11 protein-coding genes and 1 pseudogene are annotated in these 16240 nt (G+C 56.2%); 7 read left to right on the forward strand and 5 right to left on the reverse strand.

Features of this window, described 5'->3' with window-relative positions:
* Window positions 1-61 precede the first annotated feature (61 nt).
* A complete protein-coding gene (locus tag RHM65_RS11560) occupies window positions 62-3187 on the reverse strand; it encodes a transglycosylase domain-containing protein (protein WP_322165850.1) in 3126 nt (1041 codons plus the stop codon).
* 431 nt (window positions 3188-3618) lie between these two features.
* Here RHM65_RS11560 and RHM65_RS11565 point away from each other — a divergent pair, with 431 nt between their 5' ends.
* Window positions 3619-5040, forward strand: a complete 1422-nt coding sequence (locus RHM65_RS11565; RefSeq protein WP_322165849.1) for an amino acid permease — start codon at window positions 3619-3621, stop codon at window positions 5038-5040.
* 107 nt (window positions 5041-5147) lie between these two features.
* On the opposite strand, the pseudogene opgC reads toward RHM65_RS11565, so the two are convergent.
* Window positions 5148-5471: pseudogene (gene opgC, locus RHM65_RS11570) on the reverse strand (OpgC domain-containing protein); the annotation flags it as partial.
* 163 nt (window positions 5472-5634) lie between these two features.
* On the opposite strand from opgC, the gene RHM65_RS11575 reads away from it, so the two are divergent.
* Genes RHM65_RS11575 through RHM65_RS11590 form a run of 4 tightly spaced genes read left to right on the forward strand, consistent with a single transcriptional unit; the run spans window position 5635 to window position 10138 of the window.
* Window positions 5635-6009: a GtrA family protein gene (locus tag RHM65_RS11575; RefSeq protein WP_322185090.1), complete on the forward strand. Its 375-nt coding sequence runs from the start codon at window positions 5635-5637 to the stop codon at window positions 6007-6009.
* Window positions 6006-6944 carry a glycosyltransferase family 2 protein gene (locus tag RHM65_RS11580; protein WP_322185092.1) on the forward strand — a complete coding sequence of 313 codons (939 nt, stop codon included), beginning with the start codon at window positions 6006-6008 and terminating at the stop codon, window positions 6942-6944. Before RHM65_RS11575 ends, RHM65_RS11580 begins: the two co-directional genes overlap by 4 nt.
* A 30-nt stretch (window positions 6945-6974) precedes the next feature.
* Entirely contained in the window at window positions 6975-8549 is a 1575-nt protein-coding gene (locus RHM65_RS11585) for a glycosyltransferase family 39 protein (RefSeq protein WP_322185094.1), read from the forward strand.
* A complete protein-coding gene (locus RHM65_RS11590; RefSeq protein WP_322185096.1) occupies window positions 8549-10138 on the forward strand; it encodes a glycosyltransferase family 39 protein in 1590 nt (529 codons plus the stop codon). Before RHM65_RS11585 ends, RHM65_RS11590 begins: the two co-directional genes overlap by 1 nt.
* Here RHM65_RS11590 and RHM65_RS11595 read toward each other — a convergent pair.
* Together RHM65_RS11595 and RHM65_RS11600 are read right to left on the reverse strand one after the other, a co-directional pair.
* Window positions 10135-11745: an FMN-binding glutamate synthase family protein gene (locus tag RHM65_RS11595; RefSeq protein ID WP_322185098.1), complete on the reverse strand. Its 1611-nt coding sequence runs from the start codon at window positions 11743-11745 to the stop codon at window positions 10135-10137. The genes RHM65_RS11590 and RHM65_RS11595 overlap by 4 nt on opposite strands.
* A gap of 111 nt (window positions 11746-11856) precedes the next feature.
* Entirely contained in the window at window positions 11857-12666 is an 810-nt protein-coding gene (locus RHM65_RS11600) for a helix-turn-helix transcriptional regulator (RefSeq protein WP_322165843.1), read from the reverse strand.
* 135 nt (window positions 12667-12801) lie between these two features.
* On the opposite strand from RHM65_RS11600, the gene RHM65_RS11605 reads away from it, so the two are divergent.
* Window positions 12802-13617, forward strand: a complete 816-nt coding sequence (locus tag RHM65_RS11605) for a carbon-nitrogen hydrolase family protein (RefSeq protein WP_322165842.1) — start codon at window positions 12802-12804, stop codon at window positions 13615-13617.
* A gap of 122 nt (window positions 13618-13739) precedes the next feature.
* Window positions 13740-15062, forward strand: coding sequence for an APC family permease (locus RHM65_RS11610; RefSeq protein WP_322165841.1), 1323 nt, complete (start codon window positions 13740-13742; stop codon window positions 15060-15062).
* Between the two features lie 168 nt (window positions 15063-15230).
* Here RHM65_RS11610 and metR read toward each other — a convergent pair whose 3' ends face one another.
* Window positions 15231-16148, reverse strand: a complete 918-nt coding sequence (gene metR / locus RHM65_RS11615) for a transcriptional regulator MetR (RefSeq protein ID WP_322185100.1) — start codon at window positions 16146-16148, stop codon at window positions 15231-15233.
* Window positions 16149-16240 lie beyond the last annotated feature (92 nt).

A 16240-nucleotide genomic window follows, 5' to 3' on the forward strand; every position in this document is an offset into this window, starting at 1 on the left:
AAGTTAGATATACCTTAAGATATATCTTAACTACTGTGCAAGCTCCAAAGACGAGCGGTTCTTATTGAGTGCTGGCTTGCAACGGTGGGGCTGGCACCTGGCATTCGGTGCGGGTGCCCGGTGTGAGGTAGGGATTAAGAATTGGCGCCATGCCCTTAAGCACCTGTACCGGCAGCGCTGAAGTGAATTTGAACGCTTCGGCTGCTCGTCCTGGGACGAACGCAGTCAAGGTGCCGAAATGGTTGTCGCCGATGTAAAACACGAAGGTTGCGGTGCGGTTGATGGACTTGGAACCCAAGATCCTGCCGCCCGCGCCGATGCTTTCTAACCGGTTATCACCGGTGCCGGTCTTGCCGCCCATGGCCAGCGTGCTGCCGTCGGCGAGTTTGAAACTCCCTTGCACACGCTTCGCGGTACCGGCGTCCACCACCTGCGACAGCGCTTCACGCATGGCCGTCGCCACTTCCGATGGGAGCACGCGTTTGCCCAGATCGGGATTGCTGATCAGCTGAGTTTCGTAAGGCGTTCCGGCTGCGAAGTGCAGGCTGTCGATGCGTAATACCGGCAGGCGAATGCCGTCGTTTTGAATGATCCCGATCAGCTCGGCCAACGCGGCCGGGCGGTCGCCAGAGCTGCCAATGGCCGTCGCCAACGAGGGCACCAGGTGGTCGAACGGGTAACCCACACGCTGCCAGCGTTTGTGAATATCAGTGAACGCTTCGATCTCCAGCATGGTCCGAATCCGCGTATCCCGAGCACTCTTGTGACGGCTCTTAAACAGCCAGCTATAGACTTCCTGGCGCTCCATTTCGCTGGCGGCCACCACCTCCTTGAACTGCGCATCCGGGTGCTTTAATAAGTAACCCACCAACCATAGGTCCAGTGGGTGGACCTTGGCGATAAAACCCTGGTCCGGCAGGTTATAAGCGCCCGGTCCGTAGTTTTTATACAGTGCGTCGAGGCGCGTGTCGGTCAACGTGTCGGTGGACACTTTACCCACGGCCAAATGCGCGCGAACGAAGGCGTTGAAGGTGTCCTGATTGGCTTCAGGTAACAGGTAACGATGGACAGCGGCCATCCGAATCGCTGTGGGATGGATGCTGTCGAGGAACGTCGCCAAGCGCTCTTGGGTGGACTTGCCCTTGTAGCGTTTCCAGAAGCGCAACAGGTACACCGTACCTTCGCGGTCTGCGAATTGACTGAGGTATTCCTGGCGATGAGGATCGTCATCGTCTTTGAGTAATTGGGCGCTGCTGCTGGGCGATTGATAGATGCTGTAGCGCACCAGATCACGCATCAGCCGAATGAACGGCAAGTTGATCGACTCGCGTAACGCGTCGCGCAAACTCGGGCTGCGGCCGTTGTCTTCGTTACGGAAGTTATGAAAGTGATGCATGCCGCCGCCGGTAAAAAAGCCTTCGTCGGGATTGGCGGAATATTGCCGATCCAGCGCTGCCGCGAGCATGGTCGACAGGTTCTGGTCCTTGTTCTGGATCAGGTAGTCAATGGACCAGCGGGTCAGTCGATCAGAGTCGTCAACCGGGACTTTTTTCAGCGCCGAAAGACTTTGCCCCGCGTAGCGCTGGTGCAGCTCGGAGATGATTTCCAGGTACGTGGTGAGCACGCGCATTTTAGCGGTGGAACCCAGTTCCAGCTTGCTGCCCTCGTTGATGTCGAACGGCTGGTCAGTGCTGTCGGTCTGCACCCGAACCCGTGAGCCGTCAGGATCGCGCTCGAACAAGGTGAAGCTGTAACGGACCTGCGCGGTGTTGGTCGGGGTTAACAAGTGATCGCCGATCAAACCAAGCTTTCCGGCGAAAGCGGGGTCCGCCAGATTTTGAAGGTATTGGCTGACGCTGGTTTGCAGGCTGTTTTGCAAGGTGCTGGTGGCTGCGAGGTCGAGTCGGTCGAGGTCATACAGCGGCCGATCAAGCAGCGCCGATAACCGGGTGCGGGCGACGCTGATGCCTTTGTCGGTCTCGATGAGCTGGATCGTCGGTTGCTGCGCCCAATCGCGGTACGTCACTGCACTTGCCAGCGCCGCCCCGGCGAGCGCTTGATCAATCACACCATTGTGCGCCAGCAGACGAATATGGCTGTCGGTCAACTGCGCTAATTCCTCGCGGCCTCGGGTCAGATAGTGGGAAGGCCGGCGTTGGGCGATCACCAGCGACAGCACCTCACGCAGCGCGAGACCGCGCTCGGCCAAGCTTTTTCGATCCCCGGTGCTAGCGCGTAGTTGCTGATTGATCACGTCGAAATCAGCCCCGTACCACACCCGCAAACCTTCAGCCAAACCATGCACCTCGCCATGCCCGGGCACCGCAGACAGCGGCACACTGTTGAGGTAGTCCCGGACCACACGTTGCCGGGCGTCCATGGTTTGCGGGCCGGTTTGATAGGCGCGGACACTGGCGGAAATCATCTGCCGCAGTTTCTCGGCTCCCGACTGGGTCAGACCATCAGGGGAATGACGGTATTTTTCGAGCTGCGTGGCCAAGGTACTGCCGCCTGCGGATTGGCCGCCCAAGGCGAACAGCTTGGCCACTTGCGAGATGGCTGCTTTGGCAAATCTTGGCCAATCGACAGCAGGGTTGGCCCGCGGTTGTTTTGGATCAAGCAGGTCCCGGTTCTCGATAAACAACAGGCTGTTCACCACTAGCGGCGGGATGCTCGTGAAATCTGGGTACAGCTGCTGGGGGTAAACAAATTGGTAGAGTAAAGACCCTCGGCAGTCGGTAATCGACAAGCCCGCCTGAATTTTCTCCTGATACGGCACGAAAAATCCGCGTTGGCTATAACCGAGAAGGTCGGGTGAGAAGCGTACTTGCTGAGTGATCAGGTAGTCGCGCTTGAGCAGGCGAGGCAAAAACTCTCCAAGCGCGGAATACCCCAAGCGTTTGTCGAAAGGGCCGTCTCCGGGATAGGCGATTGCGTTACTCGGCCCTTTTTGCATCGAGTAGCCGAGTTCGTTGCTGAAACGGCTGAACTCCCGTGCTTGTAGCATGGAGCTGTGGATCTCCGAAGAGACAGCGAAACCCAACGCAACCAAGCCAATGAACAGCAACAGCCAGAACAGACGCCAGCCGTATCGTTTACGACGTGGACGTTTTGGCAATGAAGCGTCATCAAGACTATCAGCAGCGACTGGAGTCTTCTTCGAATCGGAGTGCCATAAAACGCCCATATCGATTGGCCCGGTTAATCGTGTTAATCGCACCTGTTACAAGCGTAGACGCTGGCCGCCGCCGCTGAAATATTTGTGGCGTGGAGCGTGTACGACTTTTGGATAAAACATCTTCAATATCAAAGCGCTATCAGTGTTTTACGTTAGGCTAATGTCCGAAATAGGAGGAATAAAGCGTCCAAAACCATTGCTTTGATATATCCGCCTGCCAAACCAGCCTATGTCATGACTTATCGCTGAATAGAAATGTTTATACAGTTAAAACAACTGGCTTCAGATTTTTATACTGCGCGCCCAATGCCGCGAGTGTTAACCACACCTGAATCGGCGTTGTTGTTGGTCGAGGCGTTCAGATGCGGTGCAGGGGGGTGCCCCGCCGGGTTTGAACCGTTGACTGACTACATCCAATAACAATACGAGGTTGTAAATTTATGCCAGTCGGCAAGCAGGCTTTGCAGGCAGAGACCGTCCAGGGCGGTCCTCTGAAACGAGAATTGGGCGAGCGGCACATCCGCCTAATGGCTTTAGGCGCTTGTATTGGCGTCGGGCTTTTTCTGGGGTCGGCCAAGGCGATTCAGATGGCAGGACCGGCGATCATGCTGTCCTACATCATCGGTGGCCTAGCCATTTTGGTGATAATGCGCGCCTTGGGTGAAATGGCCGTGCACAACCCAGTTGCTGGTTCGTTCAGCCGTTACGCGCAAGATTACCTGGGTCCGCTGGTGGGTTTTCTCACTGGCTGGAACTACTGGTTCCTGTGGCTGGTAACCTGCATCGCGGAAATCACCGCCGTCGCGGTATACATGGGCGTCTGGTTCCCCGACACCCCCCGCTGGATCTGGGCGCTGGCCGCCTTGGTAAGCATGGGCACCGTCAACCTGATCGCCGTCAAAGCCTTCGGCGAGTTCGAATTCTGGTTTGCCCTGATCAAGATCGTCACCATCATCGCCATGGTCGTCGGCGGCATTGGCGTGATCGCATTTGGCTTCGGCAATAATGGCGTCGCGCTGGGCATCTCTAACCTGTGGAGCCACGGTGGCTTCATGCCCCACGGCGTGCAGGGCATTTTCATGTCATTGCAAATGGTCATGTTCGCCTACCTCGGCGTCGAAATGATCGGCCTGACCGCTGGCGAAGCAAAGAACCCACAGAAAACCATCCCCAGCGCTATCGGTTCGGTGTTCTGGCGAATTCTGCTGTTCTACGTCGGCGCACTGTTCGTGATCTTGTCGATCTATCCCTGGAGTGACATCGGCACCCAAGGCAGCCCGTTCGTGATGACCTTCGAGCGTTTAGGCATCAAGACTGCGGCAGGTATCATCAACTTCGTGGTAGTGACCGCTGCGTTGTCTTCCTGCAACGGCGGGATTTTCAGCACCGGTCGCATGCTCTACAGTCTTGCGCAAAACGGCCAGGCCCCCCGGGGTTTTGCGCAAACCGCTGCCAATGGCGTACCTCGGCGCGCACTGCTGCTGTCGATCTTCGCCTTGCTGATTGGCGTGCTGCTCAACTACCTGGCGCCGGAAAAAGTCTTCGTCTGGGTCACTGCTATCGCCACCTTCGGCGCTATCTGGACCTGGGCCATGATCCTGCTGGCGCAAATTAAATTCCGCCGCAGCCTGAGCAAAACCGAAGTCAGACAACTCAAATTCCGCATGTGGCTATGGCCGTTCAGCTCCTATCTGGCGCTGGCCTTCCTGGCATTCGTCGTCGGCCTGATGGCGTACTTCGAAGAAACCCGCATCGCGCTCTACTTCGGCCCCGCGTTCCTCATCGTGCTGACGGTGTTGTACTACGTGTTCAACCTGGCACCAAAAGATCGAGTGGTGGGTGCGGCAAGGACTGCGGTCTAGGGTTTGGGTGAACTAGGAGGCGACGCGGTACATCAGAAAAACTGCGTCGCCTCCGAATTTCTGTAGGAGATCCGGCCCGTCCCCGCCGTACCCACCTGCATCGGTCATACATCTCCAGCCAGTGCATTAGCGATATCAGCCAGCGGTGCCAACAAAACGCCCAGGCAGAAAACCTCCAGCGATTAGCACCCCATGCGCGATGTTTGTTGGGCGGGCCAGTTGTTAAGCCATGTCGCGCCGATGGGCAGCAGTTTCGCGGTGCAGTAAGCCAAGGCCCGCGAGTGCAGCAGCCGAACAGGGGAGAGGTCGGTTTTGCTAATTCGGTAAAGCGCGTCAGCAATGGTCACGCTGGTGAACTCTTGAGCGTTTTTCAATAAGAATAGGCGCGCGACCAGAGAGGTTCCGGGCCGCGCATCGGCGGCGCGCAGAATGTCTCAAAAGCTGTTGGTCGGAAGAGTGGGAACCTCGACTACAATTTCGATACTACTGTTCAGTCGGTCTAATTATTTTGCGTTAGCGAGAAACCGAAGTAGACAGGGTGTGCAAGCTGGCCGCGTTGGAGCAGGTCCCTTGGGCCTGTACTGGGGGTCGAACATGAAATTACAAGATAAACAGTTAGCCAGTTACGTAGTGATAGGACTGATCAACACGCTGATTCATGGCGTAGTGTTTTTGACATTTCACATTGGCATGGGTATCAACCAGGCATACAGCAACCTGTGCGGCTTTAGTGTGGCCGTATCCTTTTCTTTTTATGCCAACGCCCACTACACCTTCAACGCCAAAAAGACGTGGTCGCGCTATGTGCGGTTTGTTTGCTTCATGGGCCTGTTGAGTTTTGGTGTCGGTTATGCCGGAGACGTTTATCTGCTTCCCCCCTTGATCACCTGGACAGTGTTTTCAGCGATTAGCCTGGTATGCGGTTTTCTATATTCTAAACGCGTGATCTTTCGGGAGAGCAGTCCTTGAAGATTTCATTGATCGTCCCCGTGTTCAATGAAGAACAGGCCATTGCGCTGTTCTATCAAACGGTCCGACAGGAACCCTTATTAGTGGGCTATACCGTCGAGATTGTCTTTGTTAATGACGGGAGTTCAGACCTGACGGGAGAGTTTGCCCACGCGCTGGCGATGGCTGACGACAACGTTCTGTTAGTGGACTTTTCCCGTAATTTTGGCAAAGAAGCTGCACTGTTTGCCGGCCTTGAATACGCCACCGGGGCGGCGGTGATTCCCATGGACGTTGATCTTCAGGATCCGGTCAACGTGCTGCCGGTACTGATTAGAGAATGGGAAAACGGCGCCGATGTGGTCTTGGCCAAACGACACGATCGTTCTTCGGACAGCTACCTTAAACGCCACGCGGCTGCGATGTTTTATCAAGTGCTTAACGTCATCGCCAGCACCAAAATTGAAGAGAACGTCGGTGACTTTCGCCTCATGGATCGCAAGGTGGTTGATGTGGTTAGAACGCTACCTGAGCAACAGCTGTTTATGAAAGGTGTGCTGTCCTGGGCCGGATTCAAGACCGTTATTATTGAATACGACCGCGCCGCGCGAGCGGCAGGCAGCACTAAGTTTAACGGCTGGAAATTATGGAACCTGGCGCTGGATGGCATCACCTCGTTCAGCACCGTGCCTTTGAGAGTCTGGACCTATGTCGGCGGCGCCGTGTCGTTATTCTCGCTGTTGTACGCGGCCTACCGAGTGGTGGACAAGATCTTCTTCGGCAACGACGTTCCGGGCTACACCTCGTTGATGACCGCGATTCTGTTGTTGGGCGGCGTACAACTGATCGGTATCGGCATTTTGGGTGAGTACATCGGCCGGATTTATATGGAAGCCAAACACCGGCCACGGTACGTGGTGAAGAATGTCGTGCGCCATCACGAAGACCTGCATTAGTCGCTCGATAGGCGAGCGCCGGAGGGCGTGATGGAGCTACTTTTTCCACAAAAAAAATTCGGCGCCCGACGCATCATGGTGTTCGTTCGGGAGCATTGGCTGCTGCCCCTATTGACGCTTGCCTTGCTGGCACGTTTCTACAATGTCACCCAGCCGACCGTGTGGTACGACGAAGCATTTAGTGCATTAGTCAGCACTTATTCTCCGGCGCTTATTTGGTATTACAGCGGGCAAGATGTTCATCCGCCCCTGTACTACCTGCTGTTGCACGGTTGGACTGTAGTCTTTGGCAATGGCGTATTTGCCATTCGAGCGATGAGTGTTGTGGCGGGTGTAATGTCGGTTGCGCTAGGGCAATGGCTGGTCAGTTTGATTGCCACCCGACGCGCCACGATATGGGCGTGTTTGCTATTGGCATTACTGCCGATTGCGGTGCGTTACAGTCAAGAAGTGCGGATGTATGCGCTGATGGGTGTTTGGCTGATGGGCGCAACTATTACTCTGGTTTACTGGGTTCAGGACCCATCGCGGCAGCGGTACCCAGTGAGCTACGTCGTACTGATGACGGCGGCGTTTTACACGCATTATTTCGCAGCGCTGTGCGTGTTCTCCCACTGGTTGTATGTGTCTCTACCGTCAAAGCACGGCCGCTTTCTTCTGCGTCCGGCCTGGTGGTTGGCGAATATCGCCATTGTGGTGTGCTACTTGCCGTGGATTCCGCACCTGATGGGCCAGCTCTCGCACACGGGAGCTGTTGATTGGATACCGCCGCCTTCCTTCGATACGTTGCCATCGGTGATCTGGCAGTTTTTGACGTTGGATGATGGCCGAACATTACCGTGGCCCTTGTTCCTGGGGTTACCGCTAATGGTAGCGCTGGCGACATTAGCGGTTATCACAAGGGATAATGGTCCGCACAAGTTCCATACGCTGATTGCACTCTATACCGCCGCACCGTTGTGTACGGTGTTTTTGATTTCGTTCAAGTTGCCGCTGTTTACGACCCGCTATTTCGTGTTTGCGGCGCTGGGCTTGCCGATCATTTTGGCGATTGCGCTGGACCATTTGGCTCTACGTCACCGTCGGCTTGCGGTGGGGTGTTTGATTGCGCTGGTCGCGCTGGAAGTGGCCGGGCTTTATAACGACTATACTCAGAACAACAAACTGAATAATTCCACCAGTGTGCTGAATAACCGCGTCGCGACGATGGTCGATGATCTCAATCAGCATTTTATACCCGGTGATCAAGTCGTCGTGTATGACCTGTACTGGTACCTAAGCGTGCTCTATTACAACAAAACCCATACTCAGCCTTTGCTCTATACGCCGCCATCCTCGGGGGGCCTCGCTGCACGCCCTGGGATTAACGGGGCTGGCACGTTGTTTTATCAACATCCAAACACCTATTACCTGGACAGGCTTTCGGATTTGGATACCAAGGCCAGGCGAGTCTGGCTTTTGTATGGCAGCGAGGTGAAAGACTATGTACCGGTCCCGGCTAGTTGGCATGCCGTCAGCGTATCCACTTTGGGCAATACACAGCTGCGGCTTTATGCCGTTGAGCGAGACAATGATGTGACAGAGAAAAAGCTGACGGAGGAGTAATGGACTTGAAAACCCATCCACTAGAAAGCCGAGAGCAATCCTTATCCGTTGGTAGACTGGGGGCTTGTCTGGTTTTGGTGTTGGCTACCTATACCCGCTTTTACGGGTTGACGACCCCCTACCTCTGGTACGACGAAGCGTTCAGCGTGATCCTGAGTGCGTACCCTCCCGAATTCATTTGGTCTATCACCGGCCGGGACATCCACCCACCGCTGTATTACTTATTGCTGCATGGCTGGATGGCGATGGTCGGCCAAAGCGTGTTTGCCGTTCGTGCATTCAGTGCGGTGGCGGGCGTCGCTACGGTGGCACTGGGTATGTGGCTGATGCGATTGATCGCGTCACCCAAGGCCGCGCTGTTGGCTGGGTTGTTTCTGGCCTTCTTTCCGGTGGCCGTCCGTTTCAGCCAAGAAGCGCGGATGTATGCAGTGCTGGCGGTTTTTTTATTTGGCGCAACTGTCGCCCTGGTGTATTGGGTAAAAGACCCGACACGCTATCGTTATTTAGCGTCGTATGCCGTGTTGATGACGGCCAGTCTGTACACCCATTATTATTCGGTGCTTTGTGTTTTGCCTCATTGGTTATACCTGCTGTTGCTGCGCGTTTATCGTCCCGATGAGGAACGTTACATTGCTCGCCCGGCATGGTGGATCGCGAACCTTTCAATGGCGGTGCTTTATATTCCTTGGTTGTTTAGCCTGCTGGACGTCATTACTCATTTTAAAAACATTCAGGCAGCCGGCAGTATTTCGTGGTTACTGGCGACCACGCCTTATACATTCCCGTCTTCGATATGGGCATTTTTGACATTGAAAAAAGCCCATGCGGTGTTCTGGCCGATCTACTGGGGATTGCCGCTGGTCATTGTGATCGTTGCGGGATGGGTAACGCTGTTTGATCGCAGTCGCTACAAGTTTTATCTGCTGCTCGGGCTTTATACCTTCGTTCCGATCGTCACGTTGCTGTTGATATCGCTTGTGGTGCCTACTTTCATGGAGCGTTATGTGGTGTTTGCGGCGCTTGGGTTACCGATGATTCTGGCGTTGGCGGTGATCAGAGTGGAGTCATTCAGTCCGGCACTGGCGGTGATAGCGGTTATCGCGGTCTTGGCCCTAGAAACACTCGGCCTGAAATACAACTACAGCCAGCAAGAAGATTTGAACTACCCGCGAAACGCGGCCATTGAACCGTTTGAAGAAATGGGTAATTACATCAACCAACGTGCCCAACCGGGCGATCAAATCATTACCAACGGCAAACTGTTGTATTTCAGCGCGGCGTACTACAACGCCACTGGCATCGTCCCTATGTTGTACGACCGTGCCTTGAGTAACAGCTCAAGTTTCGGCGCGAACGCCTACGGTCCGTTGACCTTGCTGCATGAGCATTGGGACACCATCTACCTCAGTGACCTCGCGCATTTACCGGCGGGAATCAAACGGGTCTGGTGGCTGGCCGAACCCTCATTGGTCGGCAAGCCTGGACCCTTCCCCTACGACTGGCGGCCAGACACCGAATTCAAAGCGGGTCTGTTGGAGCTACGGCTGTTTACCCTGGCTCCAACCGTACTCGCTCGCCTGCAGCGTTAGATTTCGTTCGGTTCGAAGCTGTCGGCCCGTGCCATCTGCCACATGTTCGAATAGAAGCTCCCGTCCACTTCGCCAGTGATCAGTTGGCCGGGTTTGAGGAAAACATGGGACTGGGAGAACAGCTTGATTTCGGTGGCGGACATGCGCCGTACCAAGTGTTTGGCTTCCAACTGGGAAGGGTGATCAAGACCGGCCGCCGCGAGCATTTCGGCCAGCGCGTGCAGGGTGCTGCGGTGGAAGTTATAGACGCGTTGCGCCTTGTCTGGAACCACCAGCGCCCGTTGTCGCAGCGGGTCTTGGGTCGCGACGCCGGTAGGGCACCGGTTGGTGTGGCAGCTTTGTGACTGGATGCAACCAATGGCGAACATGAAGCCCCGCGCAGAGTTAGCCCAGTCGGCGCCGATGGCCAAAATGCTGGCGATGTCGAAGGCACTGACGATCTTGCCGCTGGCGCCCAACTTGATTTTGTCCCGCAGGCCGAGGCCGACTAGCGTGTTGTGCACGAACAACAGGCCTTCGCGCAAGGGCACGCCAATGTGGTCGGTGAACTCCACCGGCGCTGCGCCCGTGCCGCCTTCAGTGCCATCGATGACGATGAAGTCCGGGTAAATACCGGTTTCCAACATGGCTTTGGCGATGCCCATGAATTCCCAAGGGTGACCGAGGCAGAACTTGAAGCCCACTGGTTTGCCACCGGACAATTCACGCAGTTGCGCGACAAATTGCATCAATTCAATCGGGGTCGAAAACGCGCTGTGGCGCGACGGCGAGATGCAGTCTTCGCCCATCATGATGCCCCGGGTTTCAGCAATTTCCTGGGTGACTTTGCCTTTGGGCAGAATCCCGCCGTGGCCCGGCTTGGCGCCTTGGCTCAACTTGATTTCGATCATCCGCACTTGCGGGTCCAGCGCCTGCACTTTGAACCGCCGGGGATCGAAACGACCGTCCGAGGTGCGGCAGCCGAAATAACCGCTGCCCAACTCCCACGTCAGGTCGCCGCCATTCTCACGGTGATACGGGCTGATGCTGCCTTCACCGGTGTCATGGGAAAAGTTGCCGAGCTTGGCGCCTTGGTTCAACGCACGAATCGCGTTGGCACTCAACGAGCCGAAGCTCATGGCCGAAATGTTAAACACCGACGCTGAATACGGCTGGCTGCATTGCGGGCCGCCGATAATCACGCGGAACGCCGTAGGGTCGCTCAACGGCGCCGGGCGCATGGAGTGGCTGATGAACTCAAAACCGGTCTGATAGACATCAATCAGGGTACCGAACGGCTTTTCCGCCGACTCGTTCTTGGCTCGGGAATAGACCAACGAACGCTGGGAGCGGGAAAAGGGCAGGGCGTCGCTGTCGGACTCCAGCAGGTATTGGCGAATCTCTGGGCGAATACGCTCAACCAGGTAGCGAATGTTGCCCAGCACCGGATAGTTGCGGCGCACCGCGTGAGGGGTCTGAAGCAGGTCAATGATGCCAATCAAACTGAGCACACCGGCGATCACGGTGAAAGGCCACAGCCATTCATGTTGCAAGAAAGGGAGGCTGATGACGGTGAACAACACGCAAAGTACGAAGAACGCGTAACGGCTGAGTAGGGACAAGCTCATACGGAATCCTGGGGGCTTAATGACGGTTAATGAGGCGAACACTGGCGCTGTTTCGCGCCTATTAATCGGTGGTCGCATGCCCGTGTCGGTAGGCCGCAACCGTCCCTCGGTTCAGGCACTTTGCGCCTGAAGAAAAATCGAAAACAGCTCGGACTGGGACTTGATGCCCAGCTTGCTGTACATGTGTTTCTTGTGCACTCGCACGGTCTCGACGGAGATTTCCAGCTTGCGGGCGATTTCCTTGCCGGAGCAGCCGCTGAGCATCAGTCGACCGACATCCAATTCTCGTGCGGTCAGCTGGGCACCTCGGCTCTGCTGCACCGAGGCTTCAAGTTGACTGCGCCAATCATCGTTTGTCGGCGAAGGTGGGGCTTGCACCTCAACCAGCGGTTCTGGCAATTCGAACGGCATGCGCTGGCGAAGTAGCGCCACCACCCACGGTTGAATCAGCGACAACAACGCAATCTGTTCGGCGCTGAACCGTTGAGTCGACCCCAACGACAGGCACACGGTGTGGTCAGCACCCAGTTGGCAGTTGAACTGAATTTCATCCGCCACCACGTTCAGGCGAAAGTAGCGCTGATAATACTCGGTTAGCTCAAAGTGTTCCGGCGCGACCTCCGCCAAGCGGAACAGGCCGGTCTGAGACTGTTCGCGACTGGCGATGTAAAACGGGTCAAGCAGGTAGAGGCCTTTGAGGTAATCCTGAAACAGCTGATCGGGCGTGCCGTCTTCGGCGGGAGACTCGGCGAACACCAACGGCCGCTGCCGAGAACTGAATTGCAGCGCGACCCAGCTATCGAAACTCACATACTGATTCAGCAGGCGCACCAATTGTGCCCAGAAATTTGGCTTGTCCAACGCTTCGATTAACTGCGCAACCGAGCGATGCCACGCGATGTCTTGCAGTGCGATTGTCATACTCCTACCCCTATTGGGTTACCACAGCTGCGTAATTCCCCGCACTCGTTGCAGATGCGCATACTGCCCGCACAGCCGACGACCATCCAGCATTTATTGTGCCGGGTCGCCCTCGACATCGAACAAGGAGAACCCATGAAGGTCGAACTTGCCCAACTGGCAGGCCAGGATAACGGCACCGCGTACAACCTGCAGCGTGCCTTGGCCGCCATTGCCGCGTGCGCCAGCGACACCCAGTTGATTGTCTTTCCAGAGACCCACTTGATGGGCTTTCCGAGCGCTGAAACAGTGGCCGATGTGGCCGAACCGCTGGACGGCCCAACCGTGCAAGCGGTGCAGCGCGCGGCTAAAGCGCGTGATATCGCCGTCGTCATCGGCGTCGCCGAGAATGACAACGGCCAGTACTACAACACGACGTTGTTGATCACCCCGAACGGCATCGCCCTGCGTTATCGCAAAACTCACCTGTGGGCCTCGGACCGTGGCGTGTTCAACCCCGGCGACCGCTTTGCTACCTGTGTGTGGAACGGCCTACGCGTCGGACTGTTGATTTGCTACGACATCGAATTCCCGGAAACCGCCCGAGCCATAGCCCAGTTGGGCGCGGACCTGATCATCGTCACCAACGGCAATATGGACCCTTATGGGCCGACGCATCGCACCGCGATCATGGCCCGCGCTCAAGAAAACCAGGCGTTTGCGCTGATGGTTAATCGAGTGGGCGAGGGCGATGGCGGCCTGCGATTTGCGGGTGGCAGCGCCTTGGTCGATCCGTTTGGTACGTTGCTGCACGAAGCAGGGCGCGAAGAGTGCCAGTTCGGCGTCGAACTGGATCTGGCCCAACTGGTCGCGGCCCGCAGTGATTATCGCTATCTGAATGACCTACGCCTGCGTTTGCCAGGCGAAGTGATTGAACACGCTGATGGCCTGCGTGAGCTGTTGATTTTCTGACGGGCACCTAAAACGGCGAGGTTTTCTGAGCGCCGGTTACACCGATTTCTATAAGAAAAACGATTGTGTTTCTTCCGAACTTTTCTCCTGCCATAAAACCAATAATCCCGGAGTAGTCGCTCATGGCTCGTTTGCAACGCACCCTTTCACTAGGGTCGGTGGTGCTGTTTGGCATCGCTTATATGACACCGATTATCGTGCTCGGCACGTTTGGCATTCTCGCCCAGTCCACCAACGGCATGGTGCCGGCGGCCTACTTGGCAGCACTGATTGCGATGTTCTTCACCGCATTGAGTTACGGACGCATGGCCGCCGCTTTTCCGGTGGCGGGCTCGGCTTATAGCTACGTGCGCAAGGCCATCAGCCCAAAACTCGGCTTCATCGCCGGTTGGGCAGTGCTGCTTGATTACCTGTTCTTGCCCATGGCCATTTGGTTGATCGGCGCCGCCTACTTAGGCTCGGCTTTCCCTTCCATCCCGCAACCGGTGTGGGTATTGGCGTTCATCGTGATCACCACACTGATCAATATCGTCGGCCTGAAACTGGCCAATACCATCAACGCCGCGTTGATGCTGGTGCAGTTTCTGGTGCTGATCGCCTTCGTTGCGCTAAGCATTCACTACATCGGTGGCGATGCAAGCAAGCCGTTGTGGACCCTCTCGCCGTTCTTTAGTGGTGATATGCAGATACCGTTGATCATGAGCGGCGCGGCAATTGCCTGTTATTCGTTCCTCGGCTTCGATGCAGTCAGCACCTTGACCGAAGAAACCAAGGACCCGGTACGTACCATCCCACGGGCAATCATGTTGATTACGCTGATTGGCGGTGTGATCTTCGTCGGTGTGTCGTACTTCGTGCAGTTGGCGCATCCGTCGTTCGTGTTTGATAACGCCGATTCGGCCGCGTATGAAATTGCCAAAAACATTGGTGGCGACCTGTTTGTCTCAATCTTCTTGATTGGTTTGATCGTGGGCCAGTTCGCCTCGGGTCTGGCGGCACAGGCCAGCGGTTCACGTCTGCTTTACGCCATGGGCCGTGACGGGGTGTTGTCGAACTCGATCTTCGGCCGTTTGAGTGAACGCTTCGGCACACCGGTTAACAGCATTCTGCTCTGCGGCGTCGTAGCGCTGTTGGCATTGAAACTGGACGTCACCACGTCCACCTCGTTCATCAACTTCGGCGCGTTTCTGGCGTTCAGTCTGGTGAACTTGTCGGTAATCTTTCATTACTGGATCGGCGGCAAACAACGCGGGTTACGTGAGCTGGTGCTGTTCTTGGTGTTTCCGTTGATTGGTCTGGTTGCGGACCTGTGGTTGATGATCAGCCTCGACAAGCTGGCGATTATCCTTGGCGTGAGCTGGTTGGCAGTAGGCTTGGTTTACCTGGCATGGCTGACCGGCGGCTTCCGTCGCCAACCGCCTGAGATGGACTTTCAGGAAAGCTGATCGAACTGTAGGTGCCAAGGTGTTAGCGAGGCGTCGTGTTGGGTTGACCGATTAATGCCTGTCGCCAACACGTTGGCTCCTACAGAATTTAGATCTCGGTATCGCGAAGCGCTGTAGACCGTTCGCGAATGTCGCAATCAATTGCAGGTTCTACAGAGCGTCTGCCTTCTACCTAACCGCACTTACCCCATTCAATGTCGAAAACGACGTGTCCTTCGCCGTAAGCAGAAAATCCCGCATGTAGGGCGCGTCGAGCATGTCGGCGCGGATGCCGGCGTACAGCGTTGCAAACAAACCCTTCTCCCCCAATCGCTTGGCCTTCACGTAGCCGCGCGAGCTGTATTCATGCAAGGCCCAATGGGGCATGCCGCACACGCCGCGTCCGCTGGCGACCAGTTGCATCATCATCACGGTCAGTTCCGACGTACGCACGTGCGCCGGCTCAACGTCGGCGGGCTCCAGAAAGCGGGTGAAGATGTCCAGCCGATCGCGTTCCACTGGGTAGGTGATCAAGGTTTCCTTGAGCAAGTCCTCCGGGACCACGTAAGGCTTGTGAGCCAACGGGTGTTGGTTAGCGACGGCGAGCATGGCTTCGTAGGTGAACAGCGGCACGTAAGTGATGCCCACCAACTCCAGCGGGTCTGAGGTCACCACCAAATCCAGATCGCCGCGGGCCAGGGCCGGGAGCGGGGCGAAGGCAAAACCTGAGGCCAGGTCTAGCTCGACCTCTGGCCAGGCATCGCGAAACTGGTCGATGGTCGGCATCAGCCACTGAAAGCAGCTGTGGCATTCGATGGCCATGTGCAGGCGCCCCGCTGTGCCGCCCGCCAGCCGCGCAATATCGCGTTCGGCACTGCGCAGTTGCGGCAGCATCGAATCCGCCAACTGCAGCAGACGCAGCCCCGCGCTGGTAAAGCGCACTGGCTTGGTCTTGCGCGCAAACAACGACAAGCCGACACGCTCTTCCAGTTCCTTGAACTGATGGGACAGGGCCGACTGTGTCAGGTGCAAGCGTTCGGCGGCTTCTACCAAACTGTCGGCCTCGCGCAGGGCCTGAAGGGTTTTCAGGTGTCGAATTTCCAGCACGGGATGCTCCATGAAATAATTTTGTGATCAACGCGAATGCAATGAGTTTGTCTCATGTTGGTCTGGCTGTCGACAATAGCGCTATCTTTTCT

This window comes from Pseudomonas sp. CCI4.2 (assembly GCF_034350045.1).
Lineage (GTDB): Bacteria > Pseudomonadota > Gammaproteobacteria > Pseudomonadales > Pseudomonadaceae > Aquipseudomonas.